Below are 24,536 nucleotides of genomic sequence, written 5' to 3' on the forward strand. Positions count from 1 at the left end.
CGGCCTTTATTCGGTTCGGTACAGCTGGCCGCAAGCCGCGTTAATGTCCGATCCGAATTGTGTTCGGACCGTGACGTTGATCCCCTCGGACTTCAAGATCCGAACAAACGCCTGGATCCGACCGGGATCGGTCGGCCGATAGTTTTGCGGCGTCACTTCGGTCGAATTGTAAGGAATCAGATTGACATGATAAAGATGTTCCCCGGGCCCCCTTCCCCGCAGCAGCCCGGCAACCGCTTCCGCATGCGCCGTCGAATCGTTGACCTCTTGAAGAAGAATATACGCGATGTACACCTTTCTTCCGGTATGCCGGATATGGCGATCCAATGCGTTCAACACGTCGCGGACCGGGAACCGGTCGTTGATCGGCATCAGCTCGCTTCGCTGATCGTCGAACGGGGAATGCAGCGAGAAAGTTATATTGACCTGCGGAAACTCCCGTGTCAGCCTGTCGATCCCCGGCAACAAGCCGATGGTGGAAATCGTAATTCGCCGATGTCCTAAACCGAAGAGGCGCGGGTCGGTCAAAATCGTCAATGCATCAAAAAGATGAGGGTTGGCGAGCGCCTCCCCCATACCCATGAACGAGACGCTGTCCAAGGCGTGGCCGTTCAAATGAAAGTGAAGCAATTGATCGGTTATTTCATCGGCTGTCAAATTCCGTTTCAGGCCGATCGTACCGGTGGCGCAAAACTTGCACCCGAACCCGCAGCCGCACTGCGTGGAAATACAATACGATTTCCACCCGCGTTCATAAGTCAGTCGTACGGCCTCTACGCGTTCGCCGCCCGCAATGGCAAACAGCACCTTGCTGACCTGATTCGACGCGAGTTCCTTTACCGGAACGACGCTGCAGACGCGCGGACCAAGCGTCCTGGTCAACTCGTCGCGTAAAAATCGGGGCAGTACGGTCATCCGTTCGTATTCGCCGACGTTATGCTTGAAAATCGCGTCCGTAATTTGCGCATACCGGTACATGGGCTGCTTGAAGTCGGACAGCATTCGCCGAATCGTTTCATATTTCGAAGTTGGTTTCATGTCTTCTCCTTACCGCCGGAGAAAACGTCGAAAAGCAGCCGTCGGCCGGCGCTTTAACACGTCGATAACCAACTACGCAGGCAAAAAAAGCAACGATACGCTTGCAGACGGATCGCTACGTGCATCTGTCGATAGTCGGGTAAACCTCCGGCGACCGATTAGTTTGTTTGTGAACCGCTTCGCTTGACAGGAACCGGCTCACACAATCATCTACGACCTCAATCAGCATCGCTTTCATCCTCCTGAACGGATTAGTTTTTCAGCTCGACAATCTTTGTCGCGATCCGCTTGCAAAATTCGCTGTCATGCTCCACAAAAAGGATGGTCGGAGCATGCTCCAGCAGCAGCTCTTCGATTTGCATCCGGGAAATGACGTCGACAAAATTGAGCGGTTCGTCCCAGACGTGTACATGAACCCGCTCGCACAGGCTTTTGGCGATCAACACTTTCTTCTTCTGGCCGCCGCTAAATGACGCCATGTCCTTTTCGAATTGCAAGCGCGAAAAATCGAGTTTCCTCAAAATCGATTTGAACAAGCTTTCGTCAATCCCGCTGCTTCTGGCAAATTGCGACAAATCGCCCCGCAAGTGCGAGGTGTCTTGCGATACGTAGGATATTTTCAGCTGACTCCCTATTCGCAGTGCGCCGGAATAAGAAATATCTTCTCCGCAAATCCGTTTGAGCAAGCTGGATTTTCCCGAGCCGTTCGGGCCGGAAAGCGCAATGCGGTCCCCTTGCTCGACGGTAAAGCTGACATCGCGGCAAACGATCTTCTCGCCATAATGAATCGAAACTCGGTTAAGCTCGATCAATTGGTGTTTGTGATACGCCAATTGCGATAATTTCAGGCTTTCCGAGCTTTCGACGTTTTTCAGAAGCCGGGATTTTTCCTCGATCGCGGACTGTTGTCGCTGCTCGATCGACTTGGACCTCTTCATCATTTTGGCGGCTTTGTGGCCGACGTACCCTTTATCGACCTTGGAGCCGGAATTGCGGGTGCCGTTTTTTGTTTTTTCCACCTCGTGCGACCAGTTGCTCGTCCGCTTGGCCGAATCGGACAGCCGCTTGATGTCCTTCCTCAGCTTTTCGTTCTCGGTCATCTCGAAGCTGTCTTGCCGTTGTTTGTTCTCCCACCAGTCGGAAAAGGTTCCTTTCCGGATTTCGATATTGGTATTGTTGATCGAAAGGATGTGGTCCACGCAGTTGTCGAGAAACGCCCGGTCGTGCGATACCAAAATGTATCCGCTCTTGTCGTTCAAATAATCGCTGACCAGCTTCCGGGCATGCAGATCCAGATGGTTGGTCGGCTCGTCGATGAGCAAAAAACGGTTTTCCTTCAAAAACAAAGCCGCCAGCAGCACTTTCGTTTGTTCGCCGTTGGACAGCGATTCGAACGGTCGGTAGAGCACGTCCTCCGACACCTTCAGCAGCGAAAGCTCGCGCAGAAGCTGCCAATGTTCAATGTCCGGATCAATGTCGGCGACGACGTCGACGGTGTTGTTCTCTTTGCGTGCAACATGGAAGGGGAAATACTCGAAGCCGACGCCCGCCGAAATCGTTCCGCTGTATTCGTATTTGCCGAGAAGCAGATGGAGAAACGTGGTCTTGCCCCGGCCGTTTCTTCCCGTAAAGCCCAACTTCCAGTCGGTATCGATTTGAAAGCTTACATGTTCAAAGATGTTGTCGGAACTGTCGTCGTAGGCAAACGTCAAGTTCGTTACTTTGATCGATGACATGTCGGTAACCTCCTTTGTTATTTTCCGTAACGACAAAAAGAGCCGCAAGAAAGTTACCTTTCTTACGGCTCAAAAAAATACGTCAAATCCAACCCGGTCGCAGGGCATGAAAAGGATCTATTTTTTGAGTGAAAAGAATAAGGTAACTTTCTTGCCGAAAAGAATAAAACAAATATTGCTCTATTCTTCAAACGACGGCAAGAAATATTACATTATTCTTTTCATCTCCTATCGTCCAGTGATAGCGAAATTTTAACATATCCGTTTTTACAACGCAAGCTTGAGAAATCAAGCTTTTTTTGTTTTCTTAACAAAACGTTCAACCTTTTTGTCGTTTCGTGTCGGATTCGGTTGGGCGTCGGTTACTATTCGCATAAGCCTAATCAATCTGCCGTTTGGAGGGGGGATCGCATGATACGGTTTCATCAGGTCAACAAGCACTACGGACAATTTCACGTGTTAAAGGATATCAATTTATCCGTGAAATCCGGCGAAGTCGTCGTCGTCATCGGACCTTCCGGCTCCGGGAAAAGCACGCTCGTTCGCTGCATCAATCGATTGGAAACGATTACAGACGGAGAGCTGATCGTGGACGGTATCCGCGTAAACGACAAGAAGACGGACATTAACCGGCTTCGCCGCGATATCGGCATGGTGTTTCAGCACTTCAATCTGTACCCGCACATGACGGTTTTGAAAAATATTACGCTCGCGCCGATGAAGGCGGCGAACGTATCCGAGGCGGAAGCGCGCGAAACCGCGATGTTTTATTTGGAGAAGGTCGGCATTTCCGGCAAAGCGGACGCTTATCCGTCGCAGCTGTCGGGCGGTCAGCAGCAGCGCGTCGCGATCGCGAGAGGTTTGGCGATGAAGCCGAAAATCATGCTGTTCGACGAGCCGACGTCGGCGCTCGATCCGGAGACGATCGGCGAAGTGCTGGACGTCATGAAGAAGCTCGCGCACGAAGGGATGACGATGGTCGTCGTTACGCACGAAATGGGATTCGCCCGCGAGGTGGCGGACCGGGTCGTCTTTATGGACCAAGGCAAAATCGTGGAGGAAGCCGCGCCGGCGGACTTTTTCGCCGAGCCGAAGGAAGAGCGGGCCCGTTTGTTTCTCAGCCGCGTCCTGAACCACTAAGGAGCCGCTAAGGAGCCGCCCGGAATCGAACAATCGGAAGAAGGGGAGATTTTTGATGAGCATGTGGAAAAAAGCAACGGGAATTACGCTGACGGCCGTCATGGCCTTGTCGCTGGCCGCTTGCGCCGGCGGCGCCAAATCCGGCGACGGAGCGAAGCAAGGGTCGCAGCCGGCCGCAAGTCCGGTCGAGCAAATCAAGGCGCGCGGCAAGCTGATGGTCGGCGTCAAATACGACTTGAATTTGTTCGGCTTGAAAGATCCGGCTACCGGCAAAGTCGAAGGATTCGACATCGACTTGTCCAAAGCGATCGCGAAAAAAATATTCGGCGACGAAAACAAAATCGAGCTGAAGGAAGTGACGTCGAAGACGCGCATTCCGATGCTCAAAAACGGCGAAATCGACATGATCGTCGCCACGATGACGATTACCGAAGACCGCAAAAAAGAAATCGACTTTTCCGACGTCTACTTCATGGCCGGCCAATCGCTGCTCGTGAAGAAGGACAGCAAAATCAACGGACTGGCCGATTTGCCGAAAGGCGCCAAAGTCGTGACGGCGAAAGGATCGACGTCGGCCGCGAACATTCGCGAGAAAGCGCCGGGCGCGCAGGTGCTCGAGTTCGAAAACTACGCCGAGGCGTTCACCGCGCTGAAAGCCGGCCAAGGCGACGCGCTGACGACGGACAACGCGCTGCTGTACGGCATGGCGAAGCAGGACCCGAACTACCGCGTCGTTTCGGAAACGTTCACCGAGGAGCCGTACGGCATCGGCATGCGCAAAAACGAAGACGAGCTCGTGAAGCTGGTGAACTCGGTCATCCAGGACATGAAGGCGAACGGCGAATACGACAAGCTGTACGAGAAATGGATCGGCGAGAAGCCGAAAAAATAAGGCGATTTCCGGCGGGATGGGCATCCCTTGCCCATCTTGTCCGTTTGTTTCGGAAAGGAGGGCCGGAATGCTGGATTTTACGATATTGATCGAACATTTCGATCAATTTATGGCCGGGTTTTGGAATACGATCAAAGCGAGCGTGCTCGCCCTGATCGGCAGCTTCGTCATCGGCACGGTGTTCGCCGTATTCCGAATCGCGCCGGTCCGGTTCCTGAACGCGATCGGAGCCGCATATGTAGAATTTTTCCGCAATATCCCGATTCTTATTATCGTTTTCTTCATGTTTACCGGACTTCCGGTGCTCGGCGTCCGTCTGGAGCCGTTCGCCGCGGGCACGATCGGCCTGACGATCTATACGTCGGCGTTCATTGCCGAAGCGATTCGCGCAGGCATTCAGTCGGTGCCGAAAGGACAGATGGAGGCGGGCCGTTCGTCCGGCTTCACGTACGTGCAGACGATGCGGTACATTATTTTGCCGCAGGCGGTCAAGCTCGTCATTCCGCCGCTCGGCAACCAATTTTTGAACCTGATCAAAAACTCGTCGGTCCTCGGCGTCATCGCCGGACTCGATCTGATGTATTACGGCGATTTGATTTCCGCCTCCACGTTCGTTACGTTCGATGTTTACATTTTCGTCGCTTTGTTTTATTTAGTATTAACGATACCGCTCAGCTTCGGCATCCGCTATATGGAGCGCCGATTGGCCGGGGCAAGGTGAGGAGGGGAAACCGATGGATTTTGCAGGCGCCTACGCTCCTTCTCATTTGAAGTTTTTGCTGCAAGGGTTTTGGATTACGCTCGAGGTCGCTTTCATTTCGATCGTCCTCAGCTTTTTGGTCGGCACGCTCGTCGGCATCGTGCGATACTGGCGCGTCCCGCTTCTATCCGGCATCATGGCGGTCTCGGTGGAAACGATCCGCAACCTGCCGCTCCTGCTCATCATTTTCTTTACGTATTTCGCGCTGCCGGAAGTCGGCATCAAGATGAGCAAAATGAGCGCGGCGATCGTGGCGCTCGTCATCTTCGAATCGGCGATGCTGGCGGAAATCGTTCGCAGCGGCCTCGCCTCGATCGATAAAGGTCAAATCGAAGCGGCCCGTTCGTCCGGCTTGTCTTCGGCCCAAACGATGCGCTACGTCATTTTGCCGCAAGGGCTGCGGCGCATGGTTCCGCCGATCGTCTCGCAGTTCATTTCGCTGCTGAAGGATACGTCGCTCGCGGTCGTCATCGCGCTGCCCGAGCTGATGAACCACGTTCAGATCATCAACGGACGCAACGTGAATTACGTCATCCCGTCGTATGTATTGGCGGCGCTCATGTACTTCGTCGTCAATTACGTCTTGTCCGTTTGGTCCAAACGGCTGGAAAGCAAATATGTATAAAAGCCGAATACCGGATTCCTGATTTGCTGCGAACAGCTCCACTTTAAAGTGGGGCTGTTTTGGGCACTCTAACCTTATTCGTTTTTTCGGGAGGTGTACCGAAAACGCCATGTCGGATCGAACCCGTATATTGATCGTGCTTTTGCTGAGCACGGCGCTGCTCGGGGAAGTGAAGCTGAATCCGTTCGGGGATACGTTCCGATTTTCGCTTGGCATCGTCGCTTACTTTTTCGGACTGCTCTGGTTTTCCGTTCCGGTATTGTCGACCGGACTGCTTACGGGCGCTTTCGTCGTCCTGTTCCGGATCGGGGTCGATCTCGTTACCGGACACGCCGGACTGTTTTCCAGCTTCGTGCACCATCTTCCGACGTTCGTTTTTTATTTGACGTTCGCCCTTTCCGTCAGGCTGCTGCGCCTTCGCAGGCAGGCCGAATACCCGATCCGGGTCGGCTTGGTCGGGGGAGCCGCCGATATCGCCTCGAACTGCGCCGAGCTGTTCGTTCGTTCGCTGCTCGTCGTCTCGGCGCCGTTTACGTGGAAAGCGCTGCTGCTGATCGCGATGACCGGCCTGCTGCGCAGCTTTTTCGTCGTCGGGCTGTACAACATGCTGTCGATCCGCCAAGTGCGCGAGCTCGGGGAATGGCGCAAGCAGGAGCTGGAACGGCTCGTTCTGCTCAATTCGAGCTTGTACGAGGAATCGTTTTATATGCGCAAATTGATGGACCATGTCGAGAAGCTGACGCGCGAAACGTACCGGCTGTACAAAAAGCTGATCGACCGCGGGCTGCCCGAGCACCGCGAAGCGCTTCGGGTGGCGGAAAACGTCCACGAGCTGAAAAAGGATTTGCAGCGCATCGTATCCGGCCTGTCGAAGCTGATGAAGCCGACGCAGGCCGGCGACCGGCTCGGCATCGCCGAGCTGTGCCGGCTCGCGCTGCAGGCGAACGAAGCGTACGCGGAAGCGCGCGGCAGACGGATCGCCTTCCGGTTGAAGGCGGACGTGCAGCTGTTTACGAACCGGACGTACGCGCTGCTGTCGATTTTGAACAATTTGCTGTCGAATGCGGTGGAAGCGATTCCGGAGCACGGCGCGATCGACCTGGAGGCCGAGCTGGAGGACGAGTGGCTCGTGTTCCGGGTATTCGACGACGGTCCCGGTATCGCGGAGTCGGAACGGGAATTGGTGTTCGCGCCGGGGTATTCGACGAAATTCAGTCCGGACGGATATTTCTCCACCGGAATCGGGTTGACGCATGCCCGAGATATCGCCGGATCGATGGGCGGAACGCTCGAGCTGCTGCCCGGCTCCGAAGACGGGGCGCGGTTCGAGCTGCGCATCCCGATCGGCCAACTGCTGCGCAAGGGGGATGCCAATGAACATGAAGCTGTTTCTGATTGACGACGATGCGGCCGTCCGCAAAATGCTCGAACGAATGATCGCGGAGAGCGGGCTCGGCGAAGTGGTGGGGGAAGCGGCGGACGGCCTGGAGGTGTCGGCCGGAATGCTGAAGGAGGCGGACGTCGTTCTCGTCGATTTGCTCATGCCGGGACGGGACGGCATCGAGACGATGAAGGCGCTGCGCAGGGAAGGGTATGCCGGAGCGTTCGTCATGATCTCGCAGGTCGAGCACAAGGAGCTCGTCGGCGAGGCGTATCAGGAAGGCGTCGACACGTTTATCCGGAAGCCGATCAACCGCTACGAGGTGCTGTCCGTATTGAAGCGCGTCGGCCACCATCTCAATCTGGTCCGCTCGATCGATTCGATCCGCCACTCGCTCAGCGCGCTCGGAGGGGACCCCCCGGCTGCGCAGCCGCAGCATGCGGTAAAGCCGTCGCTGGAAGAGAAAGCCGGGTCGATGATGCTGCAGCTCGGCATCGCCGGAGAAGCCGGAGCCGGGGATTTGATGACGATCGTCCGCTGGCTGGACGAGGAGGAGCGGCGAAACGGCCCGCTCCGGGAGCTCCCGCCGCTCAAGGAGCTGTATGCCGAGGCGCTGCGCAGCGACGACCGGTTCGGTCCGGAGAAGCATACGGATAAAGAAGTGCGCGCGCTGGAGCAGAGGATGCGCCGCATGGTGCTGCAGACGCTGACCCACTTGTCGTCGCTCGGGCTGACCGATTACGCGAACCCGATTTTCGAGCATTACGCTTCCCGGCTGTTCGATTTTCAGGAAGTACGGACGCGGATGCGGGAGCTGGAGCAGGAGGCGGAAGGCACGAGCAGCAAAGCCAACGTAAAGAAGTTCATTCAGGCGTTTTACATGGAGCTGAAGCAAGGCTGACCGTCGAAGATGAAATCGTCGACGTCCGGAAGATCGAGGCGCGCCCTCGGTCTTTTTTTTGTTAGTAAAAAATCGGGATCTTTGGTGATCCCGTGGTTCGGAAGACTGAATATGTACGCTAAAGCATGGGGCGAGCAGCGCCTTTTGTTTCCACCTCCGACGGATTCGAATCTTGCCGGGCCGTTGGAACCGAACGAACGGGAAAACCTCCGGTTAACACGCTATCCCAGTGGCGTCGTTTCGAAATACCGGGAGAAGCTCCCGATAAAATGGCGTAGTATCGGCGAAAAGCGCGGATTGGACGAATATAACGGGACGTATTCCCGTTGTTTTGCCCGTAAACGGGAAGCGACCCGAAACTAGCGGGAGCATTTCCATCTCGCATCCCGCTTCGCCGCAGAAAAGACCGTCCGTCCCGACCTTCGCTTAAGCGCCGAAGCCGGAGGGGGCTTCCTGCTGCCGGCGGCGGGACACGGCTCGTATGAACGGCGCCGGCGTCGCCGGGAGTTGGAGCGGGGGCGAGCATCGGGGCGGCGGCGTCCGTTACGTTTCGGAAGCCGACTGATTTCGCTCATCCTCGAAAAAAGTCGACAGACGTTTTTCTTGTTCGACACGGACTTGCACATTTCCATGGAACAATTTACCTGGTCGTGCTACACTGATGGAGGTTTGTCGACGCAATCGATATTACAAGACGGGGAGAAGCGGAATGAAGAGAATCGTATGGTTATGCTTGGCGGCCTTGCTGCTTTGTTCGTTTCCGGTAATGGCGGCGGATGCCGGAGCGAGCGTCAACGTGATCGAGAAAGGTCAAATCGTAACGGTCTCGTTGAACGAATACGGCGAAGAACAATCTCAAACCGACGCGAATGCGTTCGTCGAGAAAGACGGCATCGCGATGGTTCCTTCGTTTGTATTCGGCCGGTTGAAAAACGCGCTTAGTCACACGTACGACGAAAAAACGGGCGCCATCCGTTTTTACGATTCCGGCAAGGAGCTGTTTTACGAACTGAAGGTCGGCAGCGACCAAGTGACGGTGCTCGACCGGAACAAAACGAAGCAATCCGGCTTTACGCTGAGCACCGCCATATCGCTCCATTTGGTCGGAGATTATCCCTGCTATCCGCTCGATTTTTTCCAAAAAATCGGCTATGGCGCTTCGTTCGACGGCTCTCGGACGATCACGCTCGACTTTCGGCCGAAGCCGGCCGCGGCCGAATCGGACGAACCGAAGCTGGTGCCGTTTTCTATGGGGACGAAGCACGGGTACATGGATGAATCCGGCACGGTGGCAATCGAACCCGAATTCGACGGAGCCGAGCCGTTTTCGGAAGGAATGGCCGCGGTCGCATCGGAAGGCAAGTGGGGATATATCGATGCGACCGGCAAAGTGGTCATTATGCCGCGGTACGATTCCGTTACCGCTTTTTCCGACGGGATGGCCGCCGTCGGAATCGACATGAACGGCGAATGGAAATTCGGCTATATCGACAAGACCGGCAAACCGATGCGCGATTTCGATTACGATTACGCCTTGCCGTTCCGCGAAGGGTACGCTCTGGCGGCGAAAGGCAGCACATTCGCGGTCATTAACAAATCCGGCACCAATCTGGTCTACAAATCCCACGACGATGCGGGCCCTTACTCGGAAGGGCTGGCGAAGGTCGGCCGCGGCGACAAATACGGATTTTTGAACAAGCGCGGGGAGGAGCAAATTCCGCTGCAGTTCGAAGCGGGCGGCGACTTTTCCGAAGGGCTGGCCGCCGTTCGGTCGAACGGCAAATGGGGGTATATCGGCAAAGACGGGACGTTTGCGATCGAAGCCCGATTCGACCATGCCGGACCGTTCGCGGAAGCGCTGGCGGCCGTGAAAATCGGCGACAAATACGGATTCGTCGACAAATCCGGCCAAACGGCAATTTCACCCCGGTTCGATGCGGTAGGGTCGTTTCATAACGGCTACGCTCCGGCGATGTCGGCGAATAAATGGGGATATATCGACGCCAAAGGCGATTGGGCCGTCCAACCCGCCTACGACTTCGCTTACGGTACGGCCGGCAGCCTGTTTTCCGTACGGGAAGGCTCAAGGACGATCTATCTCGATGCGAAAGGGGCCGAAGTCCGTCCGCGCGACAAGGGGGGCAACGAATACGTCCTGGTGCTCGTCGCGGGAAAGGTGATCGAAGTGAACGGACGGCTTCTCGATCTGGAAGTGCCGCCCGCCGTCGTTCAAGGAAGCACGCTCGTCCCCGTACGGCCGATTTTGGAAAGCTTGGGCTTGAAGCTGGACTGGGATCCGACCGCGCAAACGATTAAAGCCGTCCGACAAGGACTTTCGGTCGAGCTGCAGATCGACAATCCGACCGCTCGCGTCAACGGAGCGAACGTAGCGCTTGCCGTCGCGCCGGTCATTTGGAACGGCTCCACGCTCGTCCCGGTCCGTTTCATTTCGGAAAGCGCGGGAGCCAAGGTCGATTATGCGCCGTATCGTCCGGTCTCTCTTTACGAGATGGGTATGCACGACGCTTGGAGCGACTTTGACGGATGGGCGGAGGAGTACAACAACGCCGACCGCGCGACGCAGATCGATATGGAATCGAAGCTGCAGGCCGAATTCAACGAGCTGGACGCGATGTACCGGACCGCATTTTCGCAAGCGCCCGACAACGACGCCGCGTATATGGAATACGCCGTCTTGCTGGGCGAGCTGGCGCAAATGTTCGGTTCGGACGAACTGTGGGACGAATCGGCGAAAATGGCGGCAAGTGCGGCCCGACTGAACGGCGACAATGCGCACTATTACATGCTTTATGTCGCGGACCGCACGGCGACGGAGGCGGAAGCGATCGAGCAATACCGCGATGCGGCGGAAGCCGATCCGTATCTTGTGCTGAATCACGCGGCCGCGAACGGAACTTATCTCGATGCGGCGGCGGCGTTCGGCGAGATGAACGGGATGAAGGAATTTGCCGTCTACTGCTTGAAGCAGGCGGTCCGATTAGGGACCGCCGAAGCGAAGGAGCAAGCCCAAACGCTGCTGCGAGGCAAATACGGGATGTAAAGCAGCGTCCCGTCGTACATGCGTCATGACCCGAAACGCCAATCGAGGACGGCCCGCCCATACGCGCGGCGCCGTCCTCGGCCATTTTCGTTAACCACAGCAAAGAGCGTCCCCCCGCCGTATGATACAATGAAGCTGAAATCGGTTGCGGGAACGCATATCCGTTCGGCCGGGGGGGATTCTCATGACGAAGTCGCTTCCGTATTCGTTGTTCCATGAATATTACTACCAGTGGAGCTTGAAGAAAAAATTCACGTCTCACTCGCACGCGCTTTACGAAATTTATTATTTTCACGGCGGCAAGGGCGATTTTTTGCTCGGCGGCGACAGCATCGCGCTGCAGCCCGGCGATCTGATCATTATGGACGGTCTCGCTCCGCACGGCCCCAAAGTTCAGGCGGGCGACGAATACGTGCGGTCGATGTTCCAGTTCGACCCGTCCGTGATCCGCTATTTCGACGAGCGGCTTCACGGATTTAATCCGCTGCTTCCGTTCGAGCGGCTGCTGCACTGCCACATCCGGCTCGCCGGCGAGTACAAGGCGGAGTTCGAGGACATTTTGCAACGGCTGAACCGGTTTTACGTGCAGCGGGACAAGATCAGCAGCAGCCGCTTTTTGATGGCGTTTTACGACATGCTTATTTTTATTTACTCCCGCTGCGAGCGGCAGCTGGAGAAAGCGGCTCGCCCCGCGTCGGAGAAGGAGCGGAGCGTGCGGGAGGTCGTCTCGTTTATCGAGCACCGTTACGCCGAAGACATTACGCTGGACCGGCTTGAGAAGCAGGTATACAGGAGCAAGCAATATTTGGCGAAAATATTCCGCGAGGCGACGGGCATGACGATCATCGATTATTTGCACCGGCGCCGAATCAATCACGCCAAGCTGCTGCTCAGCCTCGATCGGACGAGCTCCGTCACCGACGTTTGCTACGAGGTGGGCTTCAAAAATTTGTCTCATTTCAGCCGTCTGTTCAAGGAGCAGGAAGGCGTTTCCCCGGAACGGTTCAAAAGGCTCGCGCGTCAAGCCGGGGAAAACGGATAACGCCGCATGACGCGCGAAAGCGGAATGGAGATGAACGCACGATGGTCGAACGAAGATCGAAAGCTTGGCTGCCGCTGGCGGCGGCGGGGTGCATCGTTTTGTCGAGCTGCGGTGGAGGCGCTTCCATGAAAAGCGGCGGAGCCGGAACCGAAGCGGAGGGGAAAGCGCCGGCGGCGGACGAATATACGGGGGGACCGGTCGAGCTGCTCGTGCAGGACCGCAACTCCGGCATGACCGAGGAAGAGTTCCAAAACTATTTCGCCAAGCCGGTCAAGGCGAAATACCCGGACATTACGCTGAAGCTGACGCAGGAGAAGGACGTCCAGAAGCTGATCGCCGGCGGTACGCCGCCCGACCTCGTCGCCGTCAGCAACACGCTGCTGAACGATTACTTCGCGCTCGATTACCCGGAAGATTTGACGGCGATGATCAAACGGTTCGGCATCGATATGGGATCGATCGAGCCGAGCATCGTCGACGCGTTGATCGGACTCGGCCGCGGAACGGTTTACGGACTGCCGTTCGGCATGAATTACGGATCGACCGTTTACAATAAAGAGCTGTTCGACAAATTCGGCGTCCCTTACCCGAAAGAAGTCATGACGTGGGACGAATATCTCGAGCTGTCCAAACGATTGACCCGCGTGGAGGGCGGCGTGCAGTACATCGGCGGTTCGCCGCACAGCGTGCCGAATATGCTTCGCCAGTACGGCGTATCCAGCGTCGACGCCAAGGACGAGAAAATCGTCCTGACGACGGATAAGCATCGGATCGTTTATTCGCTGGAGCAGCAATTTTTCGACATTCCCGGCATGATTCAAGGCAAAACGTACCAGCAGACGAACATCACGAACGGAAAAATCGCCATGCTGCCGACGTGGATCGCGTCGTGGGCGGCGACGGTCCTCAAGAGCAAGCCGGCGTTCGATTGGGACGTCGTCGCGAATCCGGTATTCAAGGAGCGGCCGAACATCGGCAATCCGGTCGACTTCCATATGCTGATCGTCCATAAAGCGGGCAAACGGAAGGAAGCCGCTTACCGGGTGCTGCTTACGATGCTGTCGACCGAGGCGCAGCGGGAGTTGACTAAAAACAGCCGAATCACGCCGCTGAAAGATCCGGGACTGAAGGCGATGTTCGCGCAAAACTCCAACGTGTTCGAAGGCAAAAAGCTGCAGACGATATTCAAGGTAGCGCCGGCGCCGCTGCCCGACTATTCGAAATGGTCTTCCGCGATCAGTACGTATACGACGGCCGTCGCCGAAGAAATGGCGCTGGGCAAGAAAGATATGAACACGGCGATGCGCGAGCAGGAGGAAAAGGCGAACAAAGCGATCGACGAATTGAAAAAGGCACGTTAGCCATCGGGCGGGATTCGAGCCTTCTTCAGCGGATTTGCGGCGAGTCGGTTCCGTATACCGGGGACGCTCCGAATCGGAAGCCGCGGAGCAATAGCGCCGTTCCCGGATCGCCGGCCGGGCTTTACTTTTCGCGCAAACTTTGTATCATTATACTAATTACCTCAAACGATACAAGGAAGGTTGAACCGAATGGACGCGAAAGAAGCTAACAAGACGGCGACGGCCTCGAATTTCATCAAAACGATTATGGCCGACGATTTGAAAGCAGGCCGGGTGAACACGATCGTGACCCGCTTTCCGCCGGAGCCGAACGGCTATTTGCACATCGGGCACGCGAGAGCGATCACGATCAATTTCGAGCTGGCCGCCGAATTCGGCGGCCGTACGAATTTGCGGTTCGACGATACGAACCCGACGAAGGAAGACGTCGAATACGTGGAAGCGATCAAGAAAGACATCGAATGGCTCGGCTTCGAATGGGACGGGCTCCATTTCGCATCGGACTACTTCGATGAGATGTACGAGCGGGCGCTGCTTCTGATCCGCAAAGGGAAGGCGTACGTGGACGAGCAGACCGCCGAGCAAATTCGCGAGACGCGCGGCACGTTGACCGAACCGGGGAAGGAAAGCCCGTATCGAAACCGGCCCGCAGAGGAAAGCCTCGAGCTGTTCGAACGGATGCGCAAAGGGGAGTTCCGGGAGGGCGAGAAAGTGCTGCGCGCGAAAATCGACATGGCGTCGCCGAACATCAATATGCGCGACCCGGTCATTTACCGGATTTTGCACGCGAAGCATCATAATACCGGAGACAAATGGTGCATTTATCCGATGTACGCGTTCGCGCATCCGCTCGAGGACGCGATCGAAGGCGTCAGCCATTCGCTCTGCTCGCTCGAGTTCGAGGATCAGCGGCCGTTTTACGACTGGGTCATCCGCGAATGCGAGACGCCGAACGTCCCGCGGCAATACGAGTTCGGCAAGCTGTACATTACGGGTTCGATCAGCGGCAAGCGCCATATTCGGAAGCTGATCGAGGACGGCGTGCTGGACGGCTGGGACGATCCGCGGGTCATGACGATCAGCGGCATGCGGCGCCGCGGCTTTACGCCGGAAGCGATACGCGCGTTCATTCGCGAAACCGGCGTTTCGAAAAGCAACGGAATCGTCGACTCCCGCATGCTGGACCACTTTATCCGCGAAGATTTGAAGCTGAAGGCGCCCCGGACGATGGGGGTGATCCAGCCGCTTAAAGTCGTCATCGTCAATTATCCTGAAGGGCGAACGGAGTGGCTGGACGCCGAAAACAACGCGGAAAATCCGGAGATGGGGAGCCGGCAAATCCCGTTTTCGCGCGACATTTATATCGAGCGGGACGATTTCATGGAGCATCCGCCGGCCAAATACCATCGGCTGTTTCCGGGCGGCGAAGTGCGGCTGAAGCACGCCTATTTCATCAAATGCGTAAACGTCGTGAAGGATGCGGACGGCAACGTGACCGAGCTTCACTGCACATACGATCCGGAAACGAAGAGCGGCTCCGGCTTTACCGGGCGCAAGGTGAAGGGAACGATTCACTGGGTCGAGGCGACGCGGGCGGTGCCGGCGGAATTCCGGCTGTACGAGCCGCTTGCGGCGGAAGGCAAGCCGGAAGAGGAGGAAGCGGAGGGGGAAAGTGGCGGCGGTTTTTCCGGCTCGCGCGCGCTCAATCCGAATTCGCTTACGATCGAGCGGGGCTTCGCGGAGCCGCAGATGAGCGCCGCGAAGGCGCACGACAAGTTTCAGTTTTTCCGGCACGGCTACTTCAACGTGGATCCGAAGCATGCGGCCGCCGGCAAGCTCGTATTCAACCGCATCGTTTCGCTGAAAAGCTCGTTCGACGTATAATATGCTCGGAACGGGATTCGGCCTATGGAAAGGGCTGCCAACGTCCGTAGGGACGGGCAGCCCTTTTCGTATCGGCGGACTTACGCGTTGGACAAAACCGGTTCGCGTGACGCGGAGACGGAAGGTCGGGCGGTAACGCCTCCGCTTCTTTTATGATACGACGTATAGGAGCCGGCGATTAAGGCGAACCCGATCAAAAACATCAGCCACCCGCTTGCCGGATCGCCGACCGCGATGCCGGAATACATCGCGCCGAGCAAATCGAACGTCAGACCGGCGTAAGCCCACTCCTTGACCCGCGGGAAGCCGGGCACGAGTATCGCGGCGATCCCGAGCACCTTGGCGATGCCGAGAAACGGAAGCAAGTAGGCGGGGTACCCCAAATGGTCGAATAAGGCGACCGCCTCGGGAACGGACAATATGTCCGGGATCGAGCCGACAAGCATCAGAGCGGACAACAGTCCGGTAAAGCACCAATACGACACCGTCCATTTTTTCATCGCGAAACATCCTCCTTGGATTTTGGGTTGACTCCGTCGCTTTTCAAACCAATGTCGCCAATTGCTTCTCCAGCCGGTCGAGCGTCTGTTTGGCGCCTTCGATCGCTCCGTATTCCTGAACCGCCTTCTGCAGCTCCTCGATCGATTTGAACACGGACCGCATCGTCAGCTCCGTCCGTTTGCCGTTTGCCTTGAACGTCACGGTCACCCGGAAATGCTCATCGTCTTCGCCGTCGCCGTGGGAGTAAACCAGCTTTTCGGGCTCCGCGACTTCGATGTACGTAATTTTGTTGTCGTAATCGACCCCGTTCGGACCGTGCATGACGTATCGCCAGACGCCGCCCGGCCTGGCGTCGAATTCGCTAGTCGTAATCGTGAAGCCTTGGGGCCCCCACCAATTCGACAAATGGTCGGGATCGGTCCACGTTCGGAACACGAGCTCGCGCGGAGCGTCGAAATAGCGGTTTACAACGATTTCGCGGTCGACGACCGAAGTCGTCGTTTCGCTTGCGGCATTTCCTTGGTTCATGTTACATCGTCCTCCATACTCGTAATTGGTTCGAGGTTTGCCGGCTTGCCGCCCGCAAACTCGATCTGTTGACCTTAATATACCTTATTGGGAATATTCCCGTCAAGGAATATTTTAATTTTATTTTCGAGTTGACGAAGTTCCAATAAGTTTGCAACAACTGTTAACATCTTGCTAATTTAGGCTAAATCCATTTCGTCCCGTTCCTTTTACGATTGAACTGCGGCGCTGACGCCGGATGAATCGCCGGAACGAAACGATTGCGCGGCGCCTAGTCGAAGCGAGCGGAGGTGAACCGAAGCGGAACGAACGTCGGGATAAGACGAAAACAGGGGCGTTGGGAGCCTGCTTTATTTATGTAAGCGCTTCCTGAAAATCGCAGCCATTTAAACGAAGGAGAGTGAACAACCATTCGTTTCGCAAAAGTGCTTGTCGTATCGATCGCCGTCTGTTTGGCGGGCGGATCGTCATTGTGGCCGTTTACGCCTGCAAAGGCGGAATCGAACGAAAAACCGACGAATGTTGCACTCGGACATATGCCGGTCATTCATAAACCGGATGCCGACGTGCAGGCTCAGCTGAACATTCCGGATACCGGGTCTCCCGCGGCGGATGCGTATAAAATGACGGACGGGATCGCGGCCAACGGAGCCGATTGGAGCGATTCGACCTGGTTCAAGTTTTATCGCGATTCGATGCGCGAAGTCGTGGTTGATTTGGAGGCCGTCCATACGGTCGACAGCTTGTCCATGACGTTCGCCCAGCGCAGCGACGTGGGGATCGCTCCTCCGCTGCATGTGCGCTACTACGCGTCGAACGACGGAATCCATTATGCGTTTTTGGGCAAGGTGGAGCCGAGCGTTCCTTTATATTTCGAGAACGTAAAGCCGGGAACGGCGAATAAAGACGTTCATAAAAAGACGTACAAGCTCGACCGAATCGCCGGAAAGCCGATGCACATCCAGGCCCGGTATATCAAAATGACGTTCGTCGTCGAATTCAACTGCTGGGCGGACGAGATCGAAATCATGGGCAGACCGGGCGTTGCCTCCGGAGCGGAAGCGCCCGTCTCCCAGCCGGACCCGGACAACCCGATCGTTCATGCGTACCCGCCTCCGGGGTCGGAGGCGGCGTCGAAAATCCGCGATCAGTTCCTTCTTCCGACGGGCGCTTACCGCATTCCCGAGGTGACGAACTGGACGAAACCAAAGATGATCTCCGTGCTCGGCTATAAAGACATGTACGGGAACTATACCGATTGGTTGTTCGACGATATTTTGTTTGCGACGGTATCGGCCATCATAACGCCTTCCGGCTTCGACGCGAACGGTATGGGAGTTTTCGCGAATATGGCCGATTACAATTCGTATCTCGACTTCTCGTTCCGGCCGGCGACGCAGCTCGGAGCAATAAACGAAGCCGCGGGCGAGCTGAACGCGCTGCTTGGCACGAACCGCAAAGTACGGATCAATATGGCGATTCCGAAACTGACGCCGAGCGCCGATTTCGGCGACGTTCGGGGGGACGGCAGCCGGTTCAGCCTGCTGCCCGAGGACTTCCGCGACAAAGTGCCCGATCCCGAAAGCGAAGCGGGTCGGATGGAAATGATGCGCCTCGCCTTGGAAAACCGGAAGGAGGCGCTTCGTTGGTACATCGACGAAGTCGAGCGCCGATTCAAGGAGGCGGGCTATGCCAATCTGGAGCTGAACAGCTTTTATTGGAACCCGGAGCGCTTGTTCGGCGGGGGCGATATCGAGTTGATCCGGGGAACGGCGGCGTACTTAAAAAGCAAATCGTATTTCTTCACCTGGATCCCGTATTTATCTTCGCTGTCGCCGTACATTTGGAAAGAGCTCGGATTTACGTCCGCTTCCATTCAGCCGAACTATGCGTTCAATTTGTATAAAAAGGGCGTACTTCCGGCAACGGCCGGGTTCGCCAAAAAAGTGGGAGCAAGCGTCGAGATCGAATACAACGACTACAATACGCTCGCGCAGTATATGAATTTCGGCGTTGCGTCCGGCTATATGGAGCAAACGTTCCATACGTATTACTTGGCGACAACGCCGATCGTGGACGGTGCGAATGCGTTCGTCCCCCTGGATCCGGACAAGCGTGCGGACGCCATGTCGATGATTCGACGGTCCGTTTACGATCGCCTGTACGAATACGTCAAAGACAAGTACGAGCTGCGATTTACGATGCGGTTGACCGCCAATACGGCGGATGCCGATCATATCGTCGTCACCCCGGGCATTACGCTGGCCAACCATTATGTAAGCGGGGAGTTCACCGTTCATTACGATCCGGCCAAAACCGAATTCCGGTCATGGTCGGCGGCCGAAGGGCTGGCGGGAATAGCGAGCGTTGCCGTAAACGAAGAAGCAAACGGCGTACTGCGTATCCGGTACCGGGTCGAAGACGAAAACGACGCCTTGTTCGGCGATCTCGTCAAAAAGCAGGATCCGTACGGCAGCGCCGTGGAAACGGTCCGACTCGTATTCGCCAAAAAACCGGAGGTGCCCGTCTCGGAAATCGGCGGAAGACTGTTCGTTATCGGCAAAGACGGACAAATGACGGATAAGGACGGCCGCATGTACCGGAATTGGAGTGCTACCGACATCGTGCCGGGTTCTCCCGAAGATATCGTGGTAAAAGCCGACGATGCCGTAAGGAGAGCCGAGGCGAGCAAGCTTGCCGCCGATATTGCGGCCGCCCGTCGGGCCGTTTCCCTTCTGCCCGACAGTCCGTTGAAGACGTCCGCCGCCCTGCGGTTGGAAGCGGCGGCGATCGGGCGCCTGCAGGAGCTCCTTTCGCAGTTTGCCGAGCGCGGACTCATCGATAACAAAGGAATCGCAGGCAGCTTGTCCGCCAAGCTGGAGCAAGGCAATCTGAAGGCGTTCGCGAACGAGGCGTCGGCCCAACGCGGCAAACATATCTCCGTCGATGCGGCCGACGTTTTGTTGGAATTGGCCGAGGCGATGCGGGAATAGAGCGCTTCGCCGCCCCTTTTCGAGTTTGTGACGCGTCCCGTCCAGTGCGGGCGCGTCATTTTTTTTTGCTGCGGTAAAAAGACGGGGGTACCCCTTCCAATTTTTTGAACGCCCGGCTGAACGCATGGATGCTTCCGAATCCGACGCGCTCCCCAATTTCGGTTAAAGGGATATCGGTGAATTGGATCAATTGCTTGGCTTTTTCGATTCTCGCCAGTTGATGATAGCGGATCGGGGAAATGCCGAACGCGTGCTTGAACAGATGGATGAAATAGTAGGTGCTGAGATTGGCCATTTCCGCCAACTGCTCGACCGATAGCTCCGCATCGAGACGATGGTTCAAATAATTTTTTACCGTCGTCAGCTGCTGCCAATGGGAGTGCAGGTGGCTGTTCTGGTTCCATTGATGCTCCCGCAGCAGATGAATCCACAGCTGGATAAAGGCGCCTTTGGCGAACGCTTGGGAATGGGGCATTCCGAGATTGAAATCGTGAATGAGGTCGAGCAGCATCTTTTCGAACGCGATCGGATTTTGCAGCCGAATGTACGTCGGCAACTCGTACGGCGGGGCCGAGCATTCGTCTTCCCGAAACCAGGACATTTCGTGGGAAGCGATTTCATTCAACGGCTTGAACGACACTTTCACGTCCGGGCTGTCGGGCTTGTAGTACAAGTCGAAATGGATGTGCGGCTGACGTACCGGGGCGGTCCCGCGGTTGTAAATGGAATGACGCTGCTTCGGCTTGAACAGGAAAATATCTCCCGGCTTGCCGTCGTATACGTCGTCCATCACCGTAATGCGGACTTCTCCCGATTTGATGTATAGAAGCTCGTAATCGAACAGGACCCTCTCTTTGATCAACCAGCCCGGTATGATCTCATTATCGAGCGCGACCCGGATATACGGGGACAAACGGTTCAAATCCAACGCCGATCACCTGCTTGTACGGAATTGCTTACCATTATATGTATGGCGTCCAACTATCGCAATACCGGTTAACCGAAATGCCGAGCTTTTCGCAACAACTGTTAAAATCTTGCTAATGCGGGCTAAATCCACCGAGGAACATTTCGATTAGCATAGGGGTAACCTACCCGCGAAAGGAGGGATCCCATGCAGAATCGGATGCCCGATTGGGCCGCCGGCTTGCTGGAGACGGTCGGCCAAGACGAGCTGTCCGTCACTTGGACGGATTCGACCGATGCCGGACGAGGGGAAAGCCGTTCGGCGATCGTCTCGGTCCGATGGAACGGTCCGCCCGGGGAAGCGGATCGAGTATGGCTGCGCATGAAAGTGGATCCGGAGGCGAAGCTCGTATGGAAGCCGCATTTGTGTCCGCAAGACGGCATGGTCATCGGCGACAGCGTGTTTCGCTCCCCGGCCGTTATATTCGAACGCGGCGCGGCCCTATTCGCCCTCATTCCCGATCTTCGCCATCTCGGGAAACGCCGACAAATTCCGCACGTGATGGATTATGTGCTGCGCGAACGGGAGCTGTTCTACGGGCTGGCGCATTACGAAAAGCACGGTCATGTGTACCATCGGCTGACGAATCGTCGTTTTCCGGTTCATCCCGGCCGGGAGCTGTTCCGGTTTTATATCGTCTTGTGGGACGGCGCCGGCGGCAGACGGACGCTGACTCCGGTCGGCAGCTGGCTGTGGGGCGCCTTCGCCCGTCCGGACGCCGCCTTGCCCGCCGGCGCGGAAGCGATCGGGCCGGCCGTATCGGAGGCGTTGCGGGAGCTGGAGCCCTATGTGACGCACGCGTACGACTGGGCGTTTCGGAGGTGGGGCGACCTGGTCTGGCACGAGTTCGAACTGGATGGCAAGGCGGTCGGAGGCTGCGTCTTTATCGTCCGGGCGCGACAAGCGCCGGGACTGGGCATGGAAGTCCGTTGGCGCGAGCGGAAAAGCATATGGAACCAGGCGTGGTTTTGCAGTTTGCGAAGCGCGTACGGCTATAGGCTGTGGGGGGAAGCCAGACGGGATGCCGACCTCGTTCGGCGCGCGAATTTGGCGAAGCAATTTGCTTTGGCGGCTCCCCTCAACAACGGCTTGTTTCCTTCGGTGTTCGCGGCGGACGATCAAGGCAAGTGGGAGAACGGCCGATGGGGATTTTCGGACCGGCGTCCTCCGGGGCATGACGAGTATGCGCATCTGCTCGACATGTCGTGGACATGCCTATGGATGTTGAAATGGTACCGGGATATCGAGGCGGACACGCGTTTGCTGGAGTACGCGCAAGCTTATGCCGAACGGCTGCTCTCGCTGCAGGACGAATCGGGAAGCTTCCCGGCGTGGATTCATCCGGCGACGGGGGACATATCGGCCGTTTTGCGGCACAGCCCGGAGACGTCGATGCACGCTTTGCTGCTGGCCCGGCTGTATGCGATTACGGGCAATTCCGTTTATTTGGCCGCGGCGGAGAAAGCGATGGCGTTTGTGCGTAAAGTTGCGATGCCGGAAGGACGCTGGGAAGACTTCGAGACGTATTGGTCGTGCGCGGCCGAATGGGAAGGCAAACGCGAAGGGGCGAAGGACGCCCGCAGCGGCTTGTACAACCAGTGCACGTTCTCGATGTATTGGACGGCCGAAGCGTTCAAGGAGCTGTACGCCGTCACGGGCAAAGCCGATTATTTGGCCGACGGGGAAAAGGCGCTGTCCGAGTTATCCTTGTACCAGTCCGTATGGAACCCGGCCTATATGAGCATTCCCGCGCTCGGCGGTTTCGGCGTCATGAATTCGGACGACGAATGGAACGACGCCAGGCAAAGCTTGTTCGCGTTGACGTATTTCGGCTATTACGGCATAACCGGCAAGCGCGAATACGCCGAACGCGGACTTTGGGCGATGAAAGCGTCGTTTTATATGATGTATTGCCCGGAAAATCCGGAGGTTCGGCAGCTGTACGAACGGAAGCATCCTTTCTTCGGCGAACGGGATTACGGCTTCGAGATGGAGAACGCCCATCACGGGGGCGATTCGGACGACGGCATCGTCGGCGAGTTCGCGATTTTCGATTGGGGGAACGGAGCGGCTTCGTCAAGCTTGGCGGAGCTGCTGTTTCGTATAAAGCCTTATGGGGAGGGTTTCTATGATCCGCGGAAAATGGAGTAGGCTGACGACCGGGGCGTTGGCGGTCGTCGTTGCCGCCGGTTTGGCGGCATGCAGCAAGAAAGGAGGGGACGGCGCGGATGCCGATACGCGGCAGGCCGAGAGCGGCAATGGCAAGAAAACGCTTACGATCGATTGGCTGACGTACCAATACGGTCCGGTCGACGAGAGCTCGGCCAGCAAAAAGCTGCTGGAAGAAACGTTCAACGTCAAATTCAACATTTGGTATTTGGACGTGACGAAGCGGGAGGAGCTGTTGGGCGCCAAAATGGCCGCGGGCGAATTTCCCGACTTCATGACCGTGTACAACGGAGCCGATTTGGCCAAATTCGTCGATCAAGGCGTTGCCGTAACGTTCACCGACGAAGAGCTTGTCAAGTATATGCCGAATTACAAAAGGCTGGTCGACAAATACGATCCGCAAGCATGGAAATATGTGAAGCGCAAAGGCGAATATATGGGCATCCCGAGCTTGAATACCGACGGCGTATACGGATGGGCGGTCGCCTGGAGGAAAGATTGGCTCGATAAAACGGGCATCGCGAAAGTGCCCGAAACGCTCGACGAGCTGAAGGAAGCGATGATCCGGTTCCGAAACGACGACCCGGACGGCAACGGAAAAAAGGATACGTACGGCATGTCCAAAACCGGCATGCAGCAAGTGTACGGCGCCTTCGGCATTTATCCGGAATTTTGGACCGAGCGCGACGGCAAGCTCGTCTGGAGCGGCATAACGCCGGAAGCGAAAAAGGCGCTCGAGGTGCTGCGGCAAATGAAGAAGGACGATCTGATCAGCCCCGAATGGGTGCTTCCGAACGGCGAAAATACGGGCGGCTACTGGGCGGTGTCGAACGATTTCGTCAACGGCAAAATCGGCTTGTCGTCCCACGGGGCCTACTATCACTGGGCGCCGGCCATTCCGGAGAAAAGCTTTCCCGGCGGCGACAACGTGAAGCTGCTCGCCGAGACGAACCCGAAAGCCCGGATCGCTTACGGCAAGCCGGTCAAAGGTCCGGACGGGAAAGCGGGCGTTCCCGCTCCGGGGATGACGGGCTCCGTCTACATGGCGTTCGGCAAAGACGCGAAAGACCCGGAACTCAAGCACCGGATCATGCAAATTTGGGACGCCCTCTACGGCGATTACGACTTGTTCATGAAAGCCAAATTCGGCACGCTCGACCAAACGTACGTCATGAACGGACTGCAGCCGAAAATGAAAGACGAATACAGCAAAAACGACGCGCAAGCGAAGCTCGGCCTGCATATTACGTTCACGCCGTTCGCCCAGCCGGAATTCGCCGAAAGATGGTCGAAGCCGGAAGATCGCGAAGCGACGGACAAGCTGTTCAAGTACGAGAAAGGATCGATCGCCAATGCGCTCAAAGCCCCGCTGCCGTCCGAATCGAAATATTACAAAAACTTGGTGGAAAAATTTCAGCGGGAAACGTACGCGGCCATTATTAACGGCGACAAGCCGCTGGACGACTTCGACAAATTCGTCGAGCAGTGGAAGAAGGACGGCGGCGACCAATTGACCAAAGAAGCGAACGAATGGTATCAGTCGTTGAAATAAGCCGA

Annotated in this window: 18 protein-coding genes; 13 read left to right on the plus strand and 5 right to left on the minus strand. The window is 56.5% G+C overall.

Annotation, left to right across the window (positions count from 1 at the left end; translation table 11 throughout):
• Positions 1–6 precede the first annotated feature (6 nt).
• Positions 7–1,038, minus strand: a complete 1,032-nt coding sequence (locus PV407_RS18900; protein ID WP_332091519.1) for a Cfr family 23S rRNA (adenine(2503)-C(8))-methyltransferase — start codon at positions 1,036–1,038, stop codon at positions 7–9.
• Between the two features lie 251 nt (positions 1,039–1,289).
• Positions 1,290–2,774 carry a ribosomal protection-like ABC-F family protein gene (gene abc-f / locus PV407_RS18905; RefSeq protein WP_332091520.1) on the minus strand — a complete coding sequence of 495 codons (1,485 nt, stop codon included), beginning with the start codon at positions 2,772–2,774 and terminating at the stop codon, positions 1,290–1,292.
• A gap of 411 nt (positions 2,775–3,185) precedes the next feature.
• On the opposite strand from abc-f, the gene PV407_RS18910 reads away from it, so the two are divergent.
• The 10 genes from PV407_RS18910 to PV407_RS18955 all read left to right on the plus strand — a co-directional run bounded on the left by PV407_RS18910 (position 3,186) and on the right by PV407_RS18955 (position 15,821).
• The gene (locus PV407_RS18910; RefSeq protein WP_332091521.1) at positions 3,186–3,914 is read left to right on the plus strand and encodes an amino acid ABC transporter ATP-binding protein; all 729 of its coding nucleotides are present in this window, start codon (positions 3,186–3,188) and stop codon (positions 3,912–3,914) included.
• Positions 3,915–3,969: 55 nt separating this feature from the next.
• Positions 3,970–4,806, plus strand: coding sequence for a glutamate ABC transporter substrate-binding protein (locus tag PV407_RS18915; protein WP_332091522.1), 837 nt, complete (start codon positions 3,970–3,972; stop codon positions 4,804–4,806).
• A 67-nt stretch (positions 4,807–4,873) separates the two neighbouring features.
• Positions 4,874–5,527, plus strand: a complete 654-nt coding sequence (locus PV407_RS18920; protein WP_332091523.1) for an amino acid ABC transporter permease — start codon at positions 4,874–4,876, stop codon at positions 5,525–5,527.
• 13 nt (positions 5,528–5,540) lie between these two features.
• Entirely contained in the window at positions 5,541–6,191 is a 651-nt protein-coding gene (locus PV407_RS18925; RefSeq protein WP_332091524.1) for an amino acid ABC transporter permease, read from the plus strand.
• A 109-nt stretch (positions 6,192–6,300) separates the two neighbouring features.
• Positions 6,301–7,590, plus strand: coding sequence for a sensor histidine kinase (locus tag PV407_RS18930; protein ID WP_332091525.1), 1,290 nt, complete (start codon positions 6,301–6,303; stop codon positions 7,588–7,590).
• Positions 7,565–8,473, plus strand: coding sequence for a response regulator (locus PV407_RS18935; protein ID WP_332091526.1), 909 nt, complete (start codon positions 7,565–7,567; stop codon positions 8,471–8,473). The genes PV407_RS18930 and PV407_RS18935 overlap by 26 nt, the downstream gene beginning before the upstream one ends.
• A gap of 709 nt (positions 8,474–9,182) precedes the next feature.
• Positions 9,183–11,534 (plus strand): WG repeat-containing protein, encoded by a 2,352-nt coding sequence (locus PV407_RS18940; protein WP_332091528.1) that lies wholly within the window; start codon positions 9,183–9,185, stop codon positions 11,532–11,534.
• A gap of 184 nt (positions 11,535–11,718) precedes the next feature.
• Positions 11,719–12,576, plus strand: coding sequence for an AraC family transcriptional regulator (locus PV407_RS18945; protein ID WP_332091529.1), 858 nt, complete (start codon positions 11,719–11,721; stop codon positions 12,574–12,576).
• A 41-nt stretch (positions 12,577–12,617) separates the two neighbouring features.
• The gene (locus PV407_RS18950; RefSeq protein ID WP_332091530.1) at positions 12,618–13,937 is read left to right on the plus strand and encodes an ABC transporter substrate-binding protein; all 1,320 of its coding nucleotides are present in this window, start codon (positions 12,618–12,620) and stop codon (positions 13,935–13,937) included.
• Positions 13,938–14,126: 189 nt separating this feature from the next.
• Positions 14,127–15,821 (plus strand): glutamine--tRNA ligase/YqeY domain fusion protein, encoded by a 1,695-nt coding sequence (locus tag PV407_RS18955; RefSeq protein ID WP_332091531.1) that lies wholly within the window; start codon positions 14,127–14,129, stop codon positions 15,819–15,821.
• Between the two features lie 80 nt (positions 15,822–15,901).
• Here PV407_RS18955 and PV407_RS18960 read toward each other — a convergent pair whose 3' ends face one another.
• Complete coding sequence (locus tag PV407_RS18960; RefSeq protein ID WP_332091532.1) at positions 15,902–16,321, minus strand: DoxX family protein; 420 nt, start codon at positions 16,319–16,321, stop codon at positions 15,902–15,904.
• 43 nt (positions 16,322–16,364) lie between these two features.
• The gene (locus PV407_RS18965) at positions 16,365–16,850 is read right to left on the minus strand and encodes an SRPBCC family protein (protein ID WP_332091533.1); all 486 of its coding nucleotides are present in this window, start codon (positions 16,848–16,850) and stop codon (positions 16,365–16,367) included.
• 470 nt (positions 16,851–17,320) lie between these two features.
• Between PV407_RS18965 and PV407_RS18970 the strand changes: the two genes are divergently transcribed.
• Positions 17,321–19,843, plus strand: a complete 2,523-nt coding sequence (locus PV407_RS18970) for a DUF4855 domain-containing protein (protein WP_332091534.1) — start codon at positions 17,321–17,323, stop codon at positions 19,841–19,843.
• 55 nt (positions 19,844–19,898) lie between these two features.
• Here PV407_RS18970 and PV407_RS18975 read toward each other — a convergent pair whose 3' ends face one another.
• Positions 19,899–20,771: an AraC family transcriptional regulator gene (locus PV407_RS18975; RefSeq protein ID WP_332091535.1), complete on the minus strand. Its 873-nt coding sequence runs from the start codon at positions 20,769–20,771 to the stop codon at positions 19,899–19,901.
• Positions 20,772–20,957: 186 nt separating this feature from the next.
• Here PV407_RS18975 and PV407_RS18980 point away from each other — a divergent pair, with 186 nt between their 5' ends.
• Both PV407_RS18980 and PV407_RS18985 read left to right on the plus strand, forming a co-directional pair.
• A complete protein-coding gene (locus PV407_RS18980) occupies positions 20,958–22,961 on the plus strand; it encodes a hypothetical protein (RefSeq protein WP_332091536.1) in 2,004 nt (667 codons plus the stop codon).
• Entirely contained in the window at positions 22,939–24,531 is a 1,593-nt protein-coding gene (locus PV407_RS18985) for an ABC transporter substrate-binding protein (protein ID WP_332091537.1), read from the plus strand. The genes PV407_RS18980 and PV407_RS18985 overlap by 23 nt, the downstream gene beginning before the upstream one ends.
• Positions 24,532–24,536 lie beyond the last annotated feature (5 nt).

Origin of the sequence: Paenibacillus sp. GYB003, assembly GCF_036577625.1 — a bacterium.
Taxonomy (GTDB): Bacteria; Bacillota; Bacilli; order Paenibacillales; family NBRC-103111; genus Paenibacillus_AB.